At 37.7% G+C, this 20,741-nt stretch carries 23 protein-coding genes; 9 read left to right on the top strand and 14 right to left on the bottom strand.

Going from position 1 to position 20,741, the window contains the following annotated elements:
* Positions 1–24 precede the first annotated feature (24 nt).
* Positions 25–276 (bottom strand): YugE family protein, encoded by a 252-nt coding sequence (locus FOT98_RS26005; RefSeq protein ID WP_000537644.1) that lies wholly within the window; start codon positions 274–276, stop codon positions 25–27.
* Positions 277–393: 117 nt separating this feature from the next.
* Here FOT98_RS26005 and FOT98_RS26000 point away from each other — a divergent pair, with 117 nt between their 5' ends.
* Positions 394–1,548 (top strand): MalY/PatB family protein, encoded by a 1,155-nt coding sequence (locus FOT98_RS26000; RefSeq protein ID WP_063260545.1) that lies wholly within the window; start codon positions 394–396, stop codon positions 1,546–1,548.
* Between the two features lie 70 nt (positions 1,549–1,618).
* Here FOT98_RS26000 and sodC read toward each other — a convergent pair whose 3' ends face one another.
* Together sodC and FOT98_RS32570 are read right to left on the bottom strand one after the other, a co-directional pair.
* On the bottom strand, positions 1,619–2,158 hold the full coding sequence (gene sodC / locus FOT98_RS25995) for a superoxide dismutase [Cu-Zn] (RefSeq protein ID WP_063260544.1): 540 nt from the start codon (positions 2,156–2,158) through the stop codon (positions 1,619–1,621).
* Between the two features lie 68 nt (positions 2,159–2,226).
* A complete protein-coding gene (locus FOT98_RS32570) occupies positions 2,227–2,403 on the bottom strand; it encodes a hypothetical protein (RefSeq protein ID WP_000982763.1) in 177 nt (58 codons plus the stop codon).
* Positions 2,404–2,568: 165 nt separating this feature from the next.
* On the opposite strand from FOT98_RS32570, the gene kapB reads away from it, so the two are divergent.
* On the top strand, positions 2,569–2,952 hold the full coding sequence (gene kapB, locus FOT98_RS25990; RefSeq protein ID WP_001209345.1) for a kinase-associated lipoprotein KapB: 384 nt from the start codon (positions 2,569–2,571) through the stop codon (positions 2,950–2,952).
* A 41-nt stretch (positions 2,953–2,993) separates the two neighbouring features.
* On the opposite strand, the gene kapD is transcribed toward kapB, so the two are convergent.
* Complete coding sequence (gene kapD / locus FOT98_RS25985; RefSeq protein WP_061680142.1) at positions 2,994–3,617, bottom strand: 3'-5' exonuclease KapD; 624 nt, start codon at positions 3,615–3,617, stop codon at positions 2,994–2,996.
* Positions 3,618–3,907: 290 nt separating this feature from the next.
* Here kapD and FOT98_RS25980 point away from each other — a divergent pair, with 290 nt between their 5' ends.
* Entirely contained in the window at positions 3,908–5,233 is a 1,326-nt protein-coding gene (locus FOT98_RS25980; protein ID WP_063260543.1) for an ArsB/NhaD family transporter, read from the top strand.
* 87 nt (positions 5,234–5,320) lie between these two features.
* Here FOT98_RS25980 and FOT98_RS25975 read toward each other — a convergent pair whose 3' ends face one another.
* A complete protein-coding gene (locus tag FOT98_RS25975) occupies positions 5,321–5,788 on the bottom strand; it encodes a hypothetical protein (RefSeq protein ID WP_000390064.1) in 468 nt (155 codons plus the stop codon).
* 117 nt (positions 5,789–5,905) lie between these two features.
* Here FOT98_RS25975 and FOT98_RS25970 point away from each other — a divergent pair, with 117 nt between their 5' ends.
* Positions 5,906–6,619 (top strand): DNA alkylation repair protein, encoded by a 714-nt coding sequence (locus tag FOT98_RS25970; RefSeq protein WP_063260542.1) that lies wholly within the window; start codon positions 5,906–5,908, stop codon positions 6,617–6,619.
* 345 nt (positions 6,620–6,964) lie between these two features.
* The gene (locus FOT98_RS25965; RefSeq protein ID WP_000287155.1) at positions 6,965–8,341 is read left to right on the top strand and encodes a glycine--tRNA ligase; all 1,377 of its coding nucleotides are present in this window, start codon (positions 6,965–6,967) and stop codon (positions 8,339–8,341) included.
* Positions 8,342–8,379: 38 nt separating this feature from the next.
* Here the strand turns inward: FOT98_RS25965 and FOT98_RS25960 are convergent, their stop codons facing one another.
* The gene (locus FOT98_RS25960; RefSeq protein WP_001140606.1) at positions 8,380–8,763 is read right to left on the bottom strand and encodes a hotdog fold thioesterase; all 384 of its coding nucleotides are present in this window, start codon (positions 8,761–8,763) and stop codon (positions 8,380–8,382) included.
* Positions 8,764–8,858: 95 nt separating this feature from the next.
* Here FOT98_RS25960 and FOT98_RS25955 point away from each other — a divergent pair, with 95 nt between their 5' ends.
* Together FOT98_RS25955 and FOT98_RS25950 are read left to right on the top strand one after the other, a co-directional pair.
* A complete protein-coding gene (locus FOT98_RS25955) occupies positions 8,859–9,602 on the top strand; it encodes a DUF3298 and DUF4163 domain-containing protein (RefSeq protein WP_063260541.1) in 744 nt (247 codons plus the stop codon).
* A gap of 50 nt (positions 9,603–9,652) precedes the next feature.
* Positions 9,653–10,246, top strand: a complete 594-nt coding sequence (locus FOT98_RS25950) for a biotin transporter BioY (RefSeq protein ID WP_001252151.1) — start codon at positions 9,653–9,655, stop codon at positions 10,244–10,246.
* Between the two features lie 44 nt (positions 10,247–10,290).
* Here FOT98_RS25950 and galU read toward each other — a convergent pair whose 3' ends face one another.
* Both galU and FOT98_RS25940 read right to left on the bottom strand, forming a co-directional pair.
* Positions 10,291–11,178 (bottom strand): UTP--glucose-1-phosphate uridylyltransferase GalU, encoded by an 888-nt coding sequence (gene galU, locus FOT98_RS25945; protein ID WP_063260540.1) that lies wholly within the window; start codon positions 11,176–11,178, stop codon positions 10,291–10,293.
* Between the two features lie 108 nt (positions 11,179–11,286).
* Positions 11,287–13,011: a phospho-sugar mutase gene (locus FOT98_RS25940; RefSeq protein ID WP_063260539.1), complete on the bottom strand. Its 1,725-nt coding sequence runs from the start codon at positions 13,009–13,011 to the stop codon at positions 11,287–11,289.
* 143 nt (positions 13,012–13,154) lie between these two features.
* On the opposite strand from FOT98_RS25940, the gene cdaS reads away from it, so the two are divergent.
* Entirely contained in the window at positions 13,155–13,760 is a 606-nt protein-coding gene (cdaS, locus tag FOT98_RS25935; protein ID WP_063260538.1) for a sporulation-specific diadenylate cyclase CdaS, read from the top strand.
* A 244-nt stretch (positions 13,761–14,004) separates the two neighbouring features.
* On the opposite strand, the gene pepA is transcribed toward cdaS, so the two are convergent.
* The 5 genes from pepA to FOT98_RS25910 form a co-directional block, all read right to left on the bottom strand.
* Complete coding sequence (gene pepA / locus FOT98_RS25930) at positions 14,005–15,489, bottom strand: cytosol aminopeptidase (protein WP_063260537.1); 1,485 nt, start codon at positions 15,487–15,489, stop codon at positions 14,005–14,007.
* Between the two features lie 128 nt (positions 15,490–15,617).
* On the bottom strand, positions 15,618–16,244 hold the full coding sequence (locus tag FOT98_RS25925; RefSeq protein WP_063260536.1) for a 3D domain-containing protein: 627 nt from the start codon (positions 16,242–16,244) through the stop codon (positions 15,618–15,620).
* 86 nt (positions 16,245–16,330) lie between these two features.
* A complete protein-coding gene (locus tag FOT98_RS25920; protein ID WP_144291178.1) occupies positions 16,331–16,648 on the bottom strand; it encodes a YuiB family protein in 318 nt (105 codons plus the stop codon).
* A complete protein-coding gene (locus FOT98_RS25915; protein ID WP_063260535.1) occupies positions 16,645–17,151 on the bottom strand; it encodes an NUDIX hydrolase in 507 nt (168 codons plus the stop codon). The genes FOT98_RS25920 and FOT98_RS25915 overlap by 4 nt, the downstream gene beginning before the upstream one ends.
* A 122-nt stretch (positions 17,152–17,273) precedes the next feature.
* Positions 17,274–18,482, bottom strand: a complete 1,209-nt coding sequence (locus tag FOT98_RS25910) for an NAD(P)/FAD-dependent oxidoreductase (protein WP_063260534.1) — start codon at positions 18,480–18,482, stop codon at positions 17,274–17,276.
* A 462-nt stretch (positions 18,483–18,944) separates the two neighbouring features.
* Here FOT98_RS25910 and FOT98_RS25905 point away from each other — a divergent pair, with 462 nt between their 5' ends.
* Entirely contained in the window at positions 18,945–19,934 is a 990-nt protein-coding gene (locus FOT98_RS25905; protein ID WP_000829779.1) for an NAD(P)/FAD-dependent oxidoreductase, read from the top strand.
* A gap of 108 nt (positions 19,935–20,042) precedes the next feature.
* Here FOT98_RS25905 and FOT98_RS25900 read toward each other — a convergent pair.
* Positions 20,043–20,741, bottom strand: a 699-nt coding sequence (locus tag FOT98_RS25900) for an LPXTG cell wall anchor domain-containing protein (RefSeq protein WP_144291177.1), incomplete at its 5' end; no start/stop codon positions are given.

Raw genomic sequence — 20,741 nt, 5'->3', positions numbered from 1 at the left:
AAGGCTGTCGGAAATTCCGACAGCCTACAATGAACAACTTCCACCTTCTTTTATTACAAGTAATTCCACAGCTAACTTCTCACATTTTTCAAGCGCAGGTACTTCCTCAAAAGACATAAAGTATATATGTTGAATCTTCTTTGCGATGTATTTCGAATCATCAAACACACTTACGACGTTCACAACATCGCTCGCTTCTGTTTCATAAAACTCCGGTCCCATTTGAAACGGATCCCAATTCTTCACAACCTCTATCATCTTTTCATATGTACCCATTCGCTTCCCGCCTTTTCACTTTTTAATACTTTTCTTTATCCTATCACATCAGCTATTCTATAAGAAGAGAGAGAACTTTCATAACTTATCGGTTTTACAGAAGAAGGGGGCAAACTTATGCAACTATTTCATAAAACAGTCAATCGTCGTGGAACTCATAGTACAAAATGGGATACATATAAAAACGAAGAACTTATCCATGCTTGGATTGCTGATATGGATTTTGAAGTACCACAACCAATTCAAACTGCTTTAAAAACACGTATCGAGCATCCTATTTTCGGCTACACACTTCCTCCCGAAAATATGGGAGATATTATTTGTAACTGGACAAAAAAACAATACAACTGGGATATTCAAAAAGAATGGATTGTCTTTAGCGCCGGAATCGTTCCAGCTCTTAGTACGAGCATACAGGCCTTCACAAAGGAAAATGAATCTGTTCTCGTACAACCACCTATTTATCCACCATTTTTCGAAATGGTTACAACAAACAATAGACAATTATGCGTAAGTCCATTACAGAAACAAAATGATACATATGCGATAGACTTCGAGCATTTAGAAAAACAATTCCAACAAGGCGTCAAACTCATGCTTCTTTGTAGCCCTCACAATCCAATCGGCCGTGTTTGGTCAAAAGAGGAACTCACACAACTTGGCGCGTTATGCACAACATATAACGTAATCGTTGTCGCAGATGAAATTCATTCCGATATTATTTACGCAGACCATACACATACACCGTTCGCTTCTTTATCTGAAGAATTAGCAGCGCGCACCATTACTTGTATGGCTCCGAGTAAAACATTTAATATCGCCGGATTACAAGCATCGATCATTATCATTCCAAACGAAAAACTCCGTCAAGCCTTTACATCTATTCAATATAGACAAGGCTTCCACGGATTAAATATATTCGCCTATACAGCGATGCAAAGTGCCTATACAGAATGCAACGATTGGCTAAATGAAATTCGATTATATATAGAAGATAACGCTCAATTCGCTTGTGAATATATTAAAAATCACATACCTGCTCTTTCTGTAACGAAACCAGAAGGTAGTTTTTTATTGTGGATTGATTGCTCTCGCCTACAACTTTCTCAAAATGAACGCACTACATTACTTGAGGAAAAAGGAAAAATCATCGTTGAACCTGGTGAGAAATACGGATTAGGCGGAGAAGAACATATTCGAATTAACATCGGCTGTCCAAGATCTGTTTTAGAAGAAATTTTAAATAGACTGCGCCATACATTTTCATCCTAAATTCTTTTGTAGGTAAATCAATATATTTTCACTTACGTTTCACAAAAAAAGCTACCATGCACGGTAGCTTTTACTTTTTCTTCATATCCGACGCTTTTTTTACAATAACACCACAAGCAATTCGATCACCTGATTTACCTGTCGGTTGTGTCATACCATCATCAGCGTTTTCTGTAATAATAATAGACGCTCCATCTTTTCTATGAATCGTCGTTTTTCCTTCTTCAAGTGTTATATGCGGCGCATCGATTTCTGCTTTAATCTTTCCAGAACCGTCTGCAATTACGTTCGGTAAATCACCATTTTCTGCACCTTTCGGATTAAGAAGACCATGCTTTTTATTATCAGGATTAAAATGATTCCCAGATGATTCAAATCGTGGTGCTTTACACTCACCAATTTCGTGTACATGTATGCCGTGCGGGCCAGGTGCGAACCCTTCCCCTTTAACCGTAATTTTCACTCCGCTTGTTTGCTGCACTACTTTCGCAGTCCCCACTTCATCACCTGAAGCATTATGTAATTTCACGTCAATTTCTTTCGGCTTTCCTTGGTCACAACCTGCCATCAGAAATAATAAACAACAACTGAAAAAAAGCCGTTTCTTCATTCTATTCCCTCCAAAATATATTCTGCCCTTAGATTGTCCGAGCATAGAGGGAAACATACAAAAATGAGTTACTGTTTCTTTTCCGCTAACAGTTTTTCTTCAACTTTCTGTAACCGCTCCGCTTCTCGTTTTGATACACGAATGAACATACGCCACGTAGCAACGGCACCAATGATAAATAGAACACAAACAATCCCTGGAATAATATATTCTGTTTTATCTTCCGGAAAATATAAAGGCATCATACTGAACACTCCTTATTATAGGATTCAAAAACCATCAGAATTTTCTGTTATATTATTTTAAATTATAGTTGAACCGATTCATATTCTCAAGGGGTCGTTCCGAAAGAGAAGGATTTCTTTGACTACTTCGTGGACTTTCCTTACTATAAACTTGAGGTGAAAAATATGAGAGAAACATTTGAAATTGGCGAAATCGTTACTGGTATTTATAAAACTGGAAAATACATCGGCGAAGTTACAAATAGCCGTCCTGGCAGTTACGTCGTAAAAGTATTAGCTGTTTTAAAACATCCGGTGCAAGGTGACTTACATAACGTAAAACAAGCTGACGTACCATTTTTCCATGAAAGACGCGCTTTAGCTTTCCGTGAACAAACGAACATTCCGGAGCAAATGGTGAAGAAATATGAAGGAGAAATTCCAGAGTATACAGAGTCACTCAAATTAGCATTAGAAACTCAAATGAATTCATTTTCTGAAGATGATTCACCTTTTGCGGTTCGTAGTCTAGAAACATTAGAACAATTAAAAAAAGACTACAAACTTTAAAAAAACAAAACGACCAAATTACATACTGTACAATTTGGTCGTTACTGTGTACTCACTTTCTTTAACACTTTTGAAAAATCAACGAGTTCTCCTAGTGTTGGAGGTGCTGGTTTTACTAAATACTCTTTATCTTTTTCTACTAATTTAAAAATATTATACGTCGTCATCGCATCATCTAGCGCACAATGATGCTTACCCGTCCCCGCTTTTCCATACGCCTCAATTGCTTTCCACAATCCTGTTTGATTTCTCTCCCCAAAAAACTTCTTATACTCAAGTGATAAATCACGACACTGTCCTAAGAATGGAAAGTCTACTCCCGCCATTTCACAATTATGTTTCAACACTTTCATATCCATATTTCCCCACGTAACAATGGTTGGTTTACATCTCTTTTCATATTCTGCAAGTTTTTCAACGAGTTCCGGAAACGAAATTCCTTTATCTACGACTTCTTGTTTGATTCCTAAAAATTTCTTACATCGATCCGTTAAAGAAGGAAAAGTTTTCGGCCTAACATGAGCTGAATACGTGTCTTCTACCTTACAGCCAACAACCGAGACGAGTCCTACCTCAATAATCTCCGGGAAAAATCCTTTTGGTTTTTTTCTGTGCTGGGGCATCGTAAACTCAAAATCCAAAAATAAAAATCGTTGTTCATCCATACGATCCCTTCCTTATCATCTTTGTCATTCCTTTCTATTTGACACTCCTACACGAACAAGCTCGAATGCTAATTCCATTTTAAATATTCAGATTGGATGTATCTTATATATATGTCAAATGCCCACAAATATTTTTAAAAATAAGAAAAAATGACCGATGCAGAAAATATGACAAAATAAGCCCTTTCATTTACATCCCCCTTTTTTCTACTTTATAATGACGTTATGTGTGTTTCATCTAGTTAATTTTTTGACACACTAAGAAAAGTGAATGAAAGGAGATGAGAGTTTTGCACGAAACAACGCAAGAGCTCGCAAACTGGCAGTATTATTTTGCTATCGCAGTCTTTTTAATTACATATGCCATTATTATTTCTGAAAAAATTAATCGCGCTGTCATCGCACTTCTTGGCGCAGCACTCATGGTAATTATGGGGGTCGTTGATTTACACAACGCCTTTACGAAACATATTGAATGGGGGACGATTACACTACTCATCGGTATGATGATTCTGGTGAATATTACGAGTAAATCGGGCGTCTTCCAATACGTTGCCATTAAAGCAGCAAAAGGAGCACAAGGAAATCCAATTAAAATTTTAATTTCACTTTCCTTACTTACTGCACTTGGTTCCGCATTTCTAGATAACGTTACAACTGTACTTCTTGTTGTTCCAGTTACTTTATCTATTACGCGCATACTGCAAGTAAATCCTGTTCCTTATTTACTTTCTGAAATTATTTTTTCAAACATTGGAGGAACAGCAACATTAATTGGTGATCCACCTAACATTATGATCGGTTCTGCAAATAAGCATTTAGATTTCAATGCGTTCTTATTCAACTTAGCACCTATCGTAATCATTATTATTGGTGTGACAGCGACAATACTTTACTTCATGTACCGTAAACAATTAATTGCTGATCCTGTACAAGTTAAGAAATTAATGAGTCTAGATGAAAAGCAATACATTAAAGATCCAGTATTAATGAAAAAATCTTTAACAGTACTTGGACTTACAATCTTAGGTTTCATGACTCATTCGATTTTCCATGTTGATGCAGCCATCATCGCTTTAACTGGTGCTACTGTACTTATGCTAATCGGTGTGAAAGAACATGAAATTGAAGAGGTATTCGCAAGTGTAGAATGGGTAACAATCTTCTTCTTCGCAGGACTATTCGTACTCGTTGGAGGACTTATCGATATCGGTCTTATCAAAATGTTAGCGCAAAAGGTGATTGGCATAACGGGCGGAGATATTTCTTACGCATCAATCCTTATTTTATGGGTATCTGGTATCGCCTCTGCAACAATTGATAACATTCCATTCGTTGCAACAATGATCCCACTTATTAACGATATGGCAGTTGGGCTAGGATTATCACCTTCTGACGCACAAATCGACGTATTATGGTGGGCATTAGCATTAGGTGCTTGTCTAGGTGGAAACGGAACATTAATCGGAGCTTCTGCTAACGTAATTGTTGCAGGTATCGCAAGTCGTGAGGGCCATAAATTTAGCTACATGGAATTCCTTAAAGTCGGCTTCCCAATTATGATCGTTTCATTAATCATTTCTCATATTTATATTTATTTACGCTACCTTATGTAGTAGAAAAGGGCTGTCCTATGTGGCAGCCCTTTTTTGATCAACAAAAAGCTGTTCCAAAATAACTTTGAAACAGCTCCATGCATATATCTACTCGTTATATCTTACTGGCTCATTCCGAATAATAAATAAGTGAATCGGTAAGAAAACCGAAAACGTGATTGTATGAATAATCGTAAACAATATAGAATTCGTTCCGTATCTATCTAAAATTGCGTAGATAAGATAAATAGATAGCACAATCGATACAGCTGTTGCTATTAAATATAGAATTGGTACGAAGTTAAAAATGAAACACGCGACATATATGCCAAATACTTTCCATCCTGCTTCTTCTTTTAAGAAATCTGGTAATTTATCTTTCGCTAAATCCCCCCATATCTTACTATTTAAAAAAGGAATAAACGCAAGAGCACCATCCGTTGCACCATCATTTTTCGCCATCGTATACAGTGCAAAAGCTGTTAATAAATACGCAATAATTGCCCAAATCAATACAACAAGAATAAACGCAAAACTAAGAGCAAAGAAACCTGCTAGTACGCCTTGATCTTCCATCTTATCCTCTCCTCTCTACTTTCAACATATTTCATTACATTGCAAGTTATGTTTTAAAATTTAACCAAACTCTCTGTATAATAATAGGAGTAAGATAATTAGAGAGGAGAACAACTGATGCATCCATTTGTACAAGCATTACAAGAGCATTTCATAGCTCATAAAAATCCGGAAAAAGCAGAACCGATGGCACGTTATATGAAAAATCACTTCCCGTTTCTCGGTATTCAAACTCCTGAGAGAAGACAACTATTGAAAGACGTTATTCAAATACATACTCTCCCAGATCCAAAAGATTTCCAAATTATCGTACGTGAGCTTTGGGATTTACCAGAACGTGAATTTCAGGCAGTAGCACTCGATATTATGCAAAAATATAAAAAGCATATAAACGAAACACATATCCCGTTTTTAGAAGAACTCATTGTAACAAAATCTTGGTGGGATTCTGTCGATAGCATCGTTCCTACATTTTTAGGGAATATCTTTTTAAAACATCCAGAATTAATTTCTGCCTATATTCCAAAATGGATTGCATCAGATAACATATGGTTGCAACGCGCCGCTATTTTATTCCAGCTAAAATATAAACAAAAAATGGATGAAGAACTTCTTTTCTGGATTATTGGACAACTACATTCTTCAAAAGAATTTTTCATTCAAAAAGCGATTGGCTGGGTCCTTCGCGAATATGCAAAAACAAAGCCCGATGTCGTTTGGGAATACGTGCAAAATAACGAGCTTGCCCCGCTTAGTAAACGTGAAGCAATTAAGCACATTAAAGAAAATTACGGAATAAATAACGAAAAAATAGGCGAGACTCTATCATAGATAGACGCGTTCCTCTATTGAGATTTAAAAAAGAACGTGTTAGAATATGTTCATTATTATTAATATAAGTAGCGATGACGGACTTATAAGTACTTGCACAAAAAGCGATTCAGGGATAGTGAAAGCCTGAAGCCGCAAGGAAACGGCAGTCTCGAGCAATACGTGATAAAGTGGATGCACCTTTAGTGTATCAACTAGGGTGGAACCGCGGGCAAACGCTCGTCCCTAGGCAATTAAGCCTTGGGATGAGCGTTTTTTTATGTTTTCAAAGCATATACCGCTCGTTTCACTAGTATCTGAGCACGTCATCGCCAATACGTTAACTTTCAAAAGGAGGATTTTATTATGTATTCAATGGAACAAGTTGTAAACTTAGCGAAACATCGCGGTTTTGTTTTCCCTGGTTCTGAAATTTACGGTGGTCTTGCAAACACTTGGGATTACGGTCCACTTGGAATCGAATTAAAAAATAACGTTAAAAAAGCTTGGTGGAAAAAATTCATTCAAGAATCTCCATACAACGTTGGTTTAGACGCAGCTATTTTAATGAACCCAAAAACTTGGATCGCTTCTGGTCACGTTGGTAACTTCAACGATCCAATGATCGACTGTAAAAAATGTAAAGCGCGTCACCGTGCTGACAAATTAATTGAAGATGCATTAGATGCAAAAGGCATCGAAATGGTTGTTGATGGTCTTACTTTCGACCAAATGGCTGACTTAATGAAAGAGCATGAAGTAAAATGTCCTGATTGTGGTAGTGAAGAATTCACTGAAATCCGTCAGTTCAACTTAATGTTCAAAACTTTCCAAGGTGTTACAGAGTCTAGCACAAACGAAATCTTCCTTCGTCCTGAAACAGCACAAGGTATTTTCGTAAACTTCAAAAACGTACAACGCTCTATGCGTAAAAAACTTCCATTTGGTATTGGCCAAATCGGTAAGAGCTTCCGTAACGAAATCACGCCTGGTAACTTCACATTCCGTACACGTGAATTCGAACAAATGGAGCTTGAATTCTTCTGTAAGCCTGGTGAAGATTTAGAGTGGTTCGCATTCTGGCGCGAAACTTGTAAGAACTGGTTACTTTCACTTGGTATGACTGAAGAAAGCATGCGTCTTCGTGACCACGGTGAAGAAGAGTTATCTCACTACAGTAACGCAACAACTGATATTGAATTCCGATTCCCATTCGGTTGGGGCGAACTATGGGGCGTAGCATCTCGTACAGACTTCGATTTAAAACGTCACATGGAACACTCTAACGAAGACTTTAACTATATCGATCCACAAACGAATGAGCGTTACGTACCGTACTGCATCGAGCCATCTTTAGGTGCTGATCGCGTAACATTAGCATTCTTATGTGATGCATATGAAGAAGAGCAATTAGAAAACGATTCTCGTACAGTTCTTCGTTTCCACCCTGCTTTAGCACCATACAAAGCAGCAATCTTACCATTATCTAAAAAGCTATCTGAAGGTGCTACTGAAGTATTCGCAGAACTAGCTAAAGACTTCATGGTAGACTTTGACGAAACTGGTTCTATCGGTAAACGTTACCGTCGTCAAGACGAAATCGGTACACCATTCTGTATCACTTACGACTTCGACTCAGTTGAAGACAAAGCTGTTACAGTACGTGACCGTGACACAATGGAACAAGTTCGTATGCCAATTAGCGAACTAAAAGGTTTCTTAGAGAAGAAAATCCAGTTCTAATTATAAGAAAAAGAGGCGCTCATGAGAGCGCCTCTTTTTTACTTTTCACGTTTTTCTTTAATTGCTACTGTACATCGTGATATGCATAGTAAATCATCATTTTCATCGATGATACGCACATCCCAAACCATCGTTGAATGTCCTCTATGTATCGGTGTCCCAATCGCTGTTACAATTCCATCTTTCTTTGAGCGAATGTGATTTGCATTAATTTCTAGACCGAAACAAATACATTTCTCTTGATCAATTAAATTGTATGAACCAACGCTTGCTACTGTTTCTGCTAATGCAAGGGATGCACCACCATGTAAAAATCCAAACGGCTGATGCGTACGCTCATCTACAGGCATCGTAGCAACTACCTTATCCTCTGTCATCTCTAACAACTCGATTCCAAGTGAATCCATTAAAGTTTTTGCCATCTCGTTTCCCCCTTCTCTTACTTTAATTAAATGTATAATTTTACCTGTTTATTTTCAAACTACTTATAACACTTATATAAGGAGGTTTCACCTAAATGAAACAGAAATTTTGTATATTACTGCTTATGTTCTCCTTGCTGACTATTGTACCAAATTGTGCACTAGCAGCCAAAGCATCCAACCTGACAATCGATGTTCAGACTGTGACGCAAAAAGGTAAGAAACCTTATATAGAATATCAAATTAACAGACCTTCTTTTCACAATTTTTCCGATTCTAAATTTCAAAATAAGCTCAATTTCTATTACAAGAAATCTACTGACAAATTTAAAGCCAAATTAGAAAAAGACGCAAAAAAATATTATAAAGAAACAGAAGGATCTAGTACACCATTTCACCCGTATGTGGCGAATGTTGATTATAAAGTCTCCTTAAATAAACCACCTTTTCTTAGTCTATATGTGAATTACTATCAATATACAGGCGGAGCACACGGTCTTTATACGTGGAAGGCAAACACATTTGATTTAAACGAAAAAAAGCTACTACACTTAGACGATTTATTTCAAAAAGCAGATACATATAAAGAAGTCATCCGTGCTGAAATTGTAAGGCAAATTAAACAAAATGAAAGCATCTATTTTCCCGATGCAACTGAAAAAGTCATGAGAACGAAAAATTTCCACTTCTTTTTAGAACCAGACAATCTCGTCATTTATTTCCCTTTATATGAGATTGCTCCTTATTCAAGCGGAATTCCGCAATTTCGTATTCCGTATACGTTGCTAAGAGATTATTTGAAGCCTTCTTATCAAAATATTTTGATTGACAACAAGTAAATATTTTCGCTACGATAATGTTAACCTAAAAACAACAGGAGGTTAACATTATGAGAAGATTTCATGTTTTAGATTTAGCATTAGCTGCCATGTTCGTCGCTCTTATGGCCATTGGTGCCAATATTGTATCTTGGGCACCATTCCTGCAAGTGGCGGGCATCCCATTATCTATGCAACCATTTTTCGCAATTTTAGCAGGGCTTCTTCTTGGAAGTAGACTTGGCGCATTATCAATGACTGTGTATATGCTCGTTGGCTTAGCTGGTGCACCAATCTTCGCTAACTTCAAAGCTGGATTCGGCGCACTTTTAGATCCTACTGGTGGTTTTATTATTGCATTTATTATCGTTGCTTACGTATCAGGAAAACTAGTAGAACAAAAAGAACGACCAACATTCAGTACATTTGCAATTGCCTCTTTCACAGGAATCATTTTAACTTATATTATCGGTACTACTTATATGTACGGGGCAGTCAATTTCTTTATGGGTGGTAATATGAGTTATAAAGCTGCTTGGATGATTATGATGTGGTTTGCAGTAAAAGATATTGCATTTACAATTATCGGTGCTATTATCGCACCTCGCATATACTATGCTGTACGCCGTTCTGCTTATCAGCATTCTCATTCAACGATTTCATAATAAAAAAGAGTTATTTCAGTGTACTGAAATAACTCTTTTTTCTATTAAGAATTTTGATTCATGTGTTTTTCTAAAATTTTCTGCATCATTGGAACCATGTCATCACGTAATTCTGGGTGTTGCAGGGCCATTTCAATTGTCGTTTGAACGAATCCTAACTTTTCACCTACATCATAACGCGTTCCTTCGAAATCGTAAGCGAATACACGTTGAATTTCGTTTAAGTTTTGGATTGCATCTGTTAACTGAATTTCACCACCAGCACCAACATGTTGCTGTTCTAAGAACATGAAGATTTCAGGTGTTAAAACGTAACGTCCCATAATTGCTAAGTTTGAAGGTGCTGTACCTGCTGCTGGTTTCTCAACGAAATTGCGAACTTGGTAACGACGTCCTTCTTGCTCTAATGGGTCGATAATTCCGTAACGGTGTGTTTCATCTTCTGGAACCGTTTGTACACCAATAACAGAAGAAAGCGTTTTATCATATTCTTCAATTAATTGACGTAAACATGGTTTTTCAGCTTGAACGATATCATCACCTAATAAAACAGCGAATGGCTCATCACCGATGAATTTACGTGCACACCAAACTGCATGCCCTAATCCTTTTGGTTCTTTTTGACGGATATAGTGAATATCTACCATTTTTGAAGAAGCCTGTACTTTTTCAAGTAACTCATACTTTTTCTTTTCTAATAAGTTTTGCTCTAACTCAAATGCATTATCAAAATGATCTTCAATCGAGCGCTTCGTTTTACCAGTAACGATAATAATATCTTCGATTCCTGATTTTATTGCTTCTTCTACAATGTATTGGATAGTCGGTTTATCTACTATCGGTAACATTTCTTTTGGCATTGCTTTTGTAGCTGGTAAAAAACGTGTTCCTAATCCAGCTGCCGGGATTATCGCTTTTCTTACTCTTTTCATCACAAAATACCCTCTCTTCTGTCAGAATCAATAACGATCATTTCCTTACATAGAACAAAAGGGAGGTTTCACTCCCTTTTGTTCCCTACTACTTAAAATTACTTTATATTATAAACGATTCATAATATCTTCTTTAATAGTAAGTAACTTTTGTTCACTATTTTGTAAAGAATTGTCTTGAACACCGAAGTAGAACTTAATCTTCGGTTCAGTTCCAGATGGACGTAGGCAGAACCATGAACCATCTTCTAATTGATATTTTAACACATTTGATTTCGGTAAGTGAATCTCTTCTTTATGTCCATCTTGTAAAGATGTAACGATGCTCGCTTTATAGTCTTCAACTGCTACAACTGTTAAGCCAGCTACTTCTTTCGGAGGATTTTCACGGAATGTTGCCATCATTTCTTGGATTTGTTCCGCTCCATCTTTTCCTTTTAGCGTTAACGATACAAGATCTTCACGGAAGAAACCATACTTCTCAAATACTTCTAATAGACCATCGTATAACGTTTTCCCTTGTGACTTGTAGTATGCAGCTACTTCACATGCAAATAGAACAGATTGTACTGCATCTTTATCACGACAGAATGGACGGATTAAATAACCATAGCTTTCCTCATAACCGAATTGGAATTCGTATTGTCCGCTTTCTTCATACTGTTTAATTTTCTCACCAATAAATTTAAATCCAGTTAACGTATCAACTGTATCTAAACCGTATGCTTTCGCGATTGTACGGCCAATTTCAGATGTTACGATTGTTTTTAATACAACACCGTTCTCTGGAAGTGTTCTGTTTTCTTTCTTTTGAGATAATAAGTAATCAAGCATTAATGCACCTGTTTGGTTACCAGTTAATACTTGGAACTCACCATCGTGATTACGAACTGCTACGCCAAGGCGGTCAGCGTCAGGATCCGTTGCGATTAACACATCTGCGCCTACCTTCTCACCGTCACGAATAGCATACTCAAACGCTGCATGCTCTTCTGGGTTCGGTGATTTAACTGTAGAGAAGTTCGGATCTGGTAACTCTTGCTCTTTTACAACTGTTACATCTGTAAATCCAACTTCTTCTAAACCACGGCGTACAGAAATATTTGATGTTCCGTGTAATGGTGTAAAGACGATTTTTAAGTCTTTCCCAACATTTTGTACCATTTCTTTATTAATGATGACATTGTTCAATTCTGCTGCATATGCATCATCTACTTCTTGTCCAATAATATGTAATAAACCATCAGCTTTTAATTGCTCCACATTAGCAACCTCAACTGTTAACTCATCCTCTACTGCATCTACATAGCTAATTAACTCATCAGCTTCTTTTGGAGGCAACTGCCCACCGTCTTCACCGTATACTTTATAACCGTTATATTCAGGTGGATTATGGCTTGCCGTAAGAACGATTCCACTCACTGTATGTAAATGACGAACTGCGAAAGAAAGCACTGGCGTTGGACGTAAGCTTTCAAACACATATGTTGTGATGCCGTGTGCACCAAGTGTAGCAGCTACTTCCATTGCGAATTCAGGTGATTTATGACGAGAATCGTACGCTACAACAACACCGCGCTTCTTCGCTTCTTCACCTAATTTTTCAATAAACGTCGCTAATCCTTGTGTCGCTTTACGAACTGTATATACATTTAAACGGTTCGTACCAGCACCAAGTTCACCACGCATACCACCTGTGCCGAATTCTAGATTTTTATAAAAGCTGTCCTCAATTTTCTTCTCATCTTGCTTCATGTTTTCTAACTGTTCTTTTAGTTCTGCGTCTAGCTCTGTATATGAAAGCCAGCGACTAAATTCTTGTTTCCAGTTCATACTTCTATCTCCTCTCGCTTGTCATACCTTTATTATATGAAAAAAACAACCTGTATCTCAATATTTTTTACAATCTAATAGGATTTTACTAAGAATATTTGTATACACTATGGCTAAATACTCCACTAAAGGGAATGAGGATTATGCAAGAATGGGGCTTGTCAGAAGAGCTCAAAATACAAACAAAGCAAATGATTGAAATTGCTGAGAAAGAATTATCAATTATGAGGCAAGCAATTGATAAAGAAGATGAATGTATTTTGTGCAAAATGGAAGATATTCACCATATGTTAGCCAATGTACAAACATTGGCAGCTACATACTATATTCAAGCGTATTTATCACCGTATACGGAAAGTTCATCGTTCATCACAACAGCTGTCCAGCATTTAAGCGCCCGAAAACATGGTGCTCTTATTGTTGTGGAACGAAACGAGACACTTGAATCTTGCATTCAAACTGGAACAACATTAAACGCTCATTTAACCTCACCGTTACTAGAATCCATTTTCTATCCAGGTAACCCTCTTCATGACGGAGCCGTTCTCGTTAAAAATAATCATATTGTTTCAGCTGCCAATATTCTTCCGTTAACGAAAAGCACAGAAGTTGACCCTGAACTCGGAACACGTCACAGAGCTGCGATTGGCTTATCAGAAAAAAGCGATGCCCTTATTTTAGTTGTCTCTGAAGAAACAGGCCGCACTTCATTCGCTTTAAATGGGACGTTATACACGATTTCTTTATAAAGTGAAACTTTAATCAGTGGGGGTTTTCTTCATCCCCCACTGATTATTAGCCCTCACCAATCGGACTTTTATGGGCAGCCCGACCCCCACCTAACTTCTTGGCTTTCGCTGAATTTTGAGGCGGGGGTCTTACTGTCCATTAAAGCGGGATAAAGTGAAACGAGTTCATGTGGGATAAGACGACCATAGTCATCATAATAAAAAAGGCTGTTCCAACATGTTGGAACAGCCTTCTCTTATAATTTTATTCTTCTCCGAAACGTTCAACAAGTGTTGCAAGTGTACGTACCATTGCACCTGTTGCTCCAGCCGGCCCTAAATCATGCGCTCCTGACGTTTCAGATGTTCCAGCAATGTCTAAGTGTACCCACGGTGTTTCTTCAGCGAATTCACCTAGGAATGTACCTGCCATAACCGCATGTCCTTCACGACCTGGTGAGTTATTTAAATCAGCAAACTTACTGTTTCTCACGCGTTCTTTATCACGATCAAAAATCGGTAATTGCCAAATTGATTCATCTGTTTCCATAGATGCCTCTAGCACTTGCTCAAACAACTCTTCATTGTTTGTCATTGCACCTGTCGTATGATTTCCAAGTGCAACAATTACACCACCTGTTAATGTCGCAACATCAATTAGATAGTTTGCACCTAATTTTTTCGCATACGTAATACCGTCAGCTAATGCTAGGCGACCTTCTGCATCTGTATTTAATACTTCAATTGTTTTTCCGCTCATAGACGTGATGACATCGTCTGGCTTAAATGCTGTACCACTTACAACGTTATCCGTTGATGGAATAACAGCGATCACATTTTGCTCTGGGCGAAGTTCACCGATAATTTCCATCGCACCTAATACAGCAGCAGCACCGCCCATATCACCTTTCATACCGACCATACCTTCACGTGGTTTTAATGAATAACCACCTGTATCGTATGTGATTCCTTTTCCAACGAATCCAATAACATCTGTCCACTCTTCTTTTCCTTTATAAATAAGAGCGATCATTTTTGGTGGTTCAGTAGATCCTTGGTTTACTGCAAGTAACGCACCCATACCAAGATCTTCCATCTCTTCTTTCTCAAGAACTTTATAATCCATATCATACTTTTCCGCTAACTCAACAGCATACTCAGCAAGCTTTGTTGCTGTTAATACGTTTGGCGGCATATTTACAAGTGTACGAGCTGAATTTGTTGCATGTCCATGTACGTAGCCAACTGTTAATGCAGCTTCAATTTCATGTGCATCTTCTGCTGTAATAGCCGCGAACTTCTCTAACTCTACACGTTCCTTTTGATCTGATTTATACGTTTGTAACTCATATGTACCAAGACCTTGTACTTCTGCTGCAATGTGAGCTACATCAATTGCGTCTAATTTCTCTGTTACGAAAGAATCAAGTAAGATTGCTGCATCTTGTACTTTTGCTGCTTGTAACGTTTTAAACGCCTTACCAAGAGCCGCACGTAACGTTTCCGTCGTATAAGATTCTTTCTTACCTAAACCAACGAAATAATAACGTTTCACATTTGTTTTTCCTAAACTATGTACTTTTGAAATAGCTTTCTTCTTCGTAGAAAGTTCTTTCTCTTCTAATAAAACTTGTAATTGTCCTTCAAACGCTTTGTCCAGTTCTTGTACAAAACTACTCGTTTTCTCTTCTTCAAATAAGGCAACAATTACCGCTTCATGGCTTGCTAATTCTTTTTGTACTTGAAACATGTTCAGACCCCCTAAATTTCTCTACTCTACCTTTATTATAACTTTATTTTCGATAAAATGCGACAATTCTAACTTCTGCTATTACCTCCATTATGAAATAAAAAAAGTCTAGCGTACTTACCACTAGACTATCTTTGTTTTAAATATTGACCGCGGAACACTTGCATTGTTTCGTCTTGATTTAACATCGTTAACTCTTCCTCTGAAAACTTACCATTTCCAACTTTCACTACATACACATTTACTTTTTTCTTACCCCATTGGCTATAAACATCTTTCACCGTATCATAATACAGATCAAGACGGTTTCCTTTTATCGCACCGCCCTTATCAGCTACTACACCATACCCATATCCTGGTACGAATAAAATTGTCCCAATTGGGAATACGCGTAAATCCGCAGCGATTGTGGAATATAAATCCCTTTTCGCCTTAACACCTGAATATGTAATACCATACTCCGGATGTCCTGGCCTCTTGCCAGTTGACTCAATTCCCGACGTATAACCTGTTGCAGTCATTTCAATTGAACGATATTTAGACCAGTCGTTTGCCTGCTCTAAAGCATTTATCACTTCTTTACTCGGAGCAACATTTCTCTTAACTTCTGCTGCATGTACTTCTTTTGCACTCGTTCCCTCATATTTCTTTACAATCTCTAATAAAGAAACTCCTGTGAAAGCATTCCATGTTACGCATAATGCGGATACAAGTAAACAAGTCATCATAATGCGAATACAATATCGTTTTAACATTTTTATATTCCACACTCCTTCATCGTTAATCATTCCCTATACGATGAAGGAATATGCAAAAAAATAATCTCCAAATGAATTGGAGATTAAAACATTTGATATCCGCTTTTCCGGAGTTTCTTAATTACGATTCCTGCTAATGCAGCACCTACTAATCCAGTAGATAAAATAAACATATCTGCTTGTCCTAAATGCGATACACTTGTCCCAAATGAAGAAAATGTTTCTTTTGGCTTTGAAAAATAATCCCACACACTCGCCTTATTAATAATAATCATACAAACAATCGGATACACAATAACCATTACCCACGTAGCTCGCAAAATCATGTTGAGTAAAAATCCAATTCCAAAAAACAAAATGAAAAATAACATCATTGAAATAAGTAGTACCGGTATACTCACTCTTTCTCCCTCTCCTTCGTATGCGCCGTAAATACGTGATAGGCGGTATAACCAAATTGTTCACCTGGATTTAATGTTTTGTCCATTTCAAGATGTAGTTCTGATTTTCTTTCTAACAAATATTTAATCAGTACAGACGTATTCGGATCGTCCGCAATCGTATCTGGATGTAGAAATGCTACTTCAGACAATTCTTTCTCCTGTACAATAATATTTTCTCCTTCAGGCTCCAAAAGGAAAATAATCATATTATCACTAATCTCATTGCGAATCACACCCGATCGAACACCAATGATCCCCTTCACATGAGCGACAATGCCTGTCTCTTCTAACACTTCACGTTTCACAGCTTCATCAACCGTCTCACCTTCATTTACAAAACCAGCCGGCAAAGACCATTTCCCCTTTAATCCACTGTACTTCTTCTTAACGAAGAGCCACCTGCCATCTTTTGTAGCTACTAGGCCACCGACAGCTAGCCATACTTTCCCTCGTTTCTCCATGATGTCATACCCTCCTCTACCAGAACGGACAGAATATTCTTTCTTTTTATACATTATACTATATTTTTAAAATGAAAAAAGCAGAAACAGCTCTTAGCCGTTTCTGCTTTTTCTACTATATATTAAAAGAACTTTAATTTACCTTTTTTAAGAACTAATAAAGGTCCACCTAATAAGAATAGGTAACGGTTATCGATTACTTTCTTCATGAAAGAAGCTTTCCAACCTGTTAACTTTTTGCCCATAACAACGCCCATTGCATCGTCATGACCTAAAGAACATACAGATCCTTTATTATCGAATGCGAATTTTTTCATTTCGCCTTTACCACGAACTAACACAGTTAAGTTGTGTGCAATGTTGTAACCTTGTTGAATTGCGATTTGTGCTGTTGGTGGGTATGGACGGTTAATTTCTTCGTTAATGATTAACGCTGCGTCACCAACCATGAATACCTCTTCGTATCCTGGAGCATGCATGTACTCATCAACTTTTACACGTCCGCGCATTGCTTCAAAGCCAGACTCTTCTACAATACCGTTACCACGAACACCTGCAGCCCAAACTACTGTTTCAGACTTAATTAATTCAGTGTCATCGCCATTTGCAACGATAATACCTTCTTCAGTTGCTTCTTTAATTGCTGTACCGATGCGGAATTCTACGCCTTTTTTCTCAAGTTGTTTTACAGCGTATTCTACTAATGCTGGATCAAAACCTGGAAGTGCTGTTGGAGCAGCTTCTACACAGATAATACGTGCTTTTTCACGTGGTACATTGTACTCTTTGCAAAGTTCAGGAACACGGTTCGCAAGCTCACCTACGTATTCGATACCAGTAAATCCTGCACCACCAACAACGATTGTTACTAACTCGTCGCGTTGTTCAGTTGCATATTTAGAGAAACTAGCTTCCATATGCTCACGAATTTCACGAGTTGCATTAATGTTAGCGATTGAGAATGCATGCTCTTTTAATCCTGTAATTCCGAATGTTTCTGATTCGAAACCAAGACCGATTACTAAGTAGTCATACTCTAACTCGCCGTCTTTTAAGATAATGCGTTTTTCAGCAGCTTTAATTTCTACTACTGTGTCTTGTACAAAGTTCACTTTATTTGTATCAATAACGTCTTGAATATCTAGACAGATTTTTTCATCTTGTAATGTACCAGCTGCGCTCTCGTGTAACCAAGTCGCTTGGTAGTGATAGCTGTTGTTGTTTACTAACGTAATTTCAGCTTCATTTACAGATAATGCTTTTTGCAGACGAACAGTCGTAATCATCCCGCCATAACCTGCACCTAAAACTACGATTTTTGGAGTCTTCACCAAATCACAACCCTTTTCTTTATATAATAGTAATGAAAAATAATACCAAGTACTAAAAACTCTATTTGTCAAGAATGTGGAATTTATCACATTCTATATCATAACAAAACGCAGTCAAAAAATCGTACGAATTTTGTCATAGAAATTTAACATAATACTTCCCTATATTAGTCGGTTTTATTCCAGAATTCAAGCGTCTGGCGAATTATCAATATTTTAAAATAACATAGCGTTTTCAAGGGTTTTTCAGCCTTTTTTTCATGTATTTTCCTTTCACCATATTTTATACAATTTAAAAAGCATCTATGCGAAAACTTACACACAATTCAGTCGTTTTCAGAAGTATTATGAACTCAAATATGCTATCATTTATTTGAAAGTGTCATCATTTGCAGGATTTTCGTGTACATATGAACAATATATGAAATCAATATCAAAATTCCATCTATAGGGGGAATGAAAGTGGCAGAAAATCAAAAAGTTTACGACATAACAATCATTGGTGGTGGTCCAACAGGACTATTCACAGCATTTTATGGCGGTATGAGACAAGCAAGTGTAAAAATCATTGAAAGCTTACCTCAACTTGGAGGACAATTATCCGCACTCTACCCTGAAAAATACATTTATGATGTAGCCGGATTCCCAAAAGTGCGCGCACAAGAATTAGTTGATAACTTAAAAGAGCAAATGAAGAAATTTGACCCAACCGTTTGTTTAGAAGAAGCTGTTGATACGCTTGAGAAACAAGCTGATGGTATATTTAAACTTGTTACGAATAAGCAAACTCACTATTCTAAATCAGTTATTATTACTGCTGGCAATGGTGCTTTCCAACCACGCCGCTTAGAATTAGAAGGAACAGCAAAGTACGAAAAGAAAAACTTACATTATTTCGTTGATGATATGAATAAATTTGCCGGTAAGCGTGTTGTAGTATTTGGTGGCGGCGACTCAGCTGTTGATTGGACAATGATGTTAGAGCCAATCGCTGACAAAGTTACAATCGTTCATCGCCGTGATAAATTCCGTGCGCATGAACATAGCGTAGAAAGCTTAATGAATTCTCGCGCAGAAGTAAGCACACCGTATGTTCCAGTTGAACTCATTGGTGATGACAAAATTGAACAAGTCGTTCTTCAACACGTAAAAACGGAAGAAAAAATCATCATCGATGTTGATGATGTAATCGTAAACTACGGCTTCGTTTCCTCTCTTGGCCCAATTAAAAACTGGGGCTTAGATATACAAAAAAACAGCATTCTCGTGAACTCAAAAATGGAAACAAATATTCCTGGCATTTACGCTGCTGGTGACATTTGTACATATGAAGGAAAAGTAAAACTCATTGCTTGCGGCTTCGGTGAAGCACCAACAGCAGTAAATAATGCAAAAGCTTACTTCGATCCAAACGCAAAACTTCAACCAATGCATAGCTCGAGTATGTTTTAATATGTAAAATAAAGCTCCTTCCATACATGGAAGGAGCTTTTCTTTATATATTAGAAAACGAAAGCACAATGAATCCGATACATGATCGAACCCATTGTGCTTTTAAAATTACTGTTTTCTTCTTCTACCTAATATGAATAATACTCCGCCGACTAAGAATGAAATTCCCGCACCAACTGACATCATCCATGGAGACGCTGCCCCTGTTTTTGGTAATTCTCTTTCTACTTTTACTTGCGGCTCTTTAATCAATTTTTCTAGTCTTATTTCCGGTTCCTCCGGTTTCACTTCTGGTTTCTTCGGTTCTTCCGGTTTCACCTCTGGCTCTTTCGGATCTTCCGGTTTCACCTCTGGTTCTTTCGGATCTTCCGGCTTCACCTCTCGTTCTTTCGGATCTTCCGGCTTCACCTCTGGTTCTTTCGGATCTTCCGGCTTCACTTCTGGTTCTTTCGGTTCTTCCGGTTTCACTTCTGGTTCTTTCGGATCTTCCGGTTTCACTTCTGGCTCTTTCGGATCTTCCGGTTTCACTTCTGGTTCTTTCGGATCTTCCGGTTTCACCTCTGGCTCTTTTGGATCTTCCGGTTTCACTTCTGGTTCTTTCGGATCTTCCGGTTTCACCTCTGGCTCTTTCGGGTCTTCCGGCTTCACTTCTGGTTCTTTCGGATCTTCCGGTTTCACTTCTGGTTCTTTCGGGTCTTCCGGTTTTACCTCTGGCTCTTTCGGATCTTCCGGTCTCACTTCTGGCTCTTTCGGATCTTCCGGTTTCACCTCTGGCTCTTTCGGATCTTCCGGTTTCACCTCTGGCTC

It is taken from the genome of Bacillus sp. HY001 (genome assembly GCF_007558965.1).
GTDB lineage: Bacteria > Bacillota > Bacilli > Bacillales > Bacillaceae_G > Bacillus_A > Bacillus_A mobilis.
The sequence above is the reverse complement of the archived record's forward strand: the minus strand, read 5'-3'. Positions and strand labels throughout refer to the sequence as shown.

Excerpts from the sequence above, each read along its gene's own strand:
- FOT98_RS26005 (WP_000537644.1), bottom strand. The coding sequence starts at position 276 with ATGGGTACATATGAAAAGATGATAGAGGTTGTGAAGAATTGGGATCCG.
- FOT98_RS26000 (WP_063260545.1), top strand. The coding sequence starts at position 394 with ATGCAACTATTTCATAAAACAGTCAATCGTCGTGGAACTCATAGTACA.
- sodC (WP_063260544.1), bottom strand. The coding sequence starts at position 2,158 with ATGAAGAAACGGCTTTTTTTCAGTTGTTGTTTATTATTTCTGATGGCA.
- FOT98_RS32570 (WP_000982763.1), bottom strand. The coding sequence starts at position 2,403 with ATGATGCCTTTATATTTTCCGGAAGATAAAACAGAATATATTATTCCA.
- kapB (WP_001209345.1), top strand. The coding sequence starts at position 2,569 with ATGAGAGAAACATTTGAAATTGGCGAAATCGTTACTGGTATTTATAAA.
- kapD (WP_061680142.1), bottom strand. The coding sequence starts at position 3,617 with ATGGATGAACAACGATTTTTATTTTTGGATTTTGAGTTTACGATGCCC.
- FOT98_RS25975 (WP_000390064.1), bottom strand. The coding sequence starts at position 5,788 with ATGGAAGATCAAGGCGTACTAGCAGGTTTCTTTGCTCTTAGTTTTGCG.
- FOT98_RS25970 (WP_063260542.1), top strand. The coding sequence starts at position 5,906 with ATGCATCCATTTGTACAAGCATTACAAGAGCATTTCATAGCTCATAAA.
- FOT98_RS25965 (WP_000287155.1), top strand. The coding sequence starts at position 6,965 with ATGTATTCAATGGAACAAGTTGTAAACTTAGCGAAACATCGCGGTTTT.
- FOT98_RS25960 (WP_001140606.1), bottom strand. The coding sequence starts at position 8,763 with ATGGCAAAAACTTTAATGGATTCACTTGGAATCGAGTTGTTAGAGATG.
- FOT98_RS25955 (WP_063260541.1), top strand. The coding sequence starts at position 8,859 with ATGAAACAGAAATTTTGTATATTACTGCTTATGTTCTCCTTGCTGACT.
- FOT98_RS25950 (WP_001252151.1), top strand. The coding sequence starts at position 9,653 with ATGAGAAGATTTCATGTTTTAGATTTAGCATTAGCTGCCATGTTCGTC.
- galU (WP_063260540.1), bottom strand. The coding sequence starts at position 11,178 with ATGAAAAGAGTAAGAAAAGCGATAATCCCGGCAGCTGGATTAGGAACA.
- FOT98_RS25940 (WP_063260539.1), bottom strand. The coding sequence starts at position 13,011 with ATGAACTGGAAACAAGAATTTAGTCGCTGGCTTTCATATACAGAGCTA.
- cdaS (WP_063260538.1), top strand. The coding sequence starts at position 13,155 with ATGCAAGAATGGGGCTTGTCAGAAGAGCTCAAAATACAAACAAAGCAA.
- pepA (WP_063260537.1), bottom strand. The coding sequence starts at position 15,489 with ATGTTTCAAGTACAAAAAGAATTAGCAAGCCATGAAGCGGTAATTGTT.
- FOT98_RS25925 (WP_063260536.1), bottom strand. The coding sequence starts at position 16,244 with ATGTTAAAACGATATTGTATTCGCATTATGATGACTTGTTTACTTGTA.
- FOT98_RS25915 (WP_063260535.1), bottom strand. The coding sequence starts at position 17,151 with ATGGAGAAACGAGGGAAAGTATGGCTAGCTGTCGGTGGCCTAGTAGCT.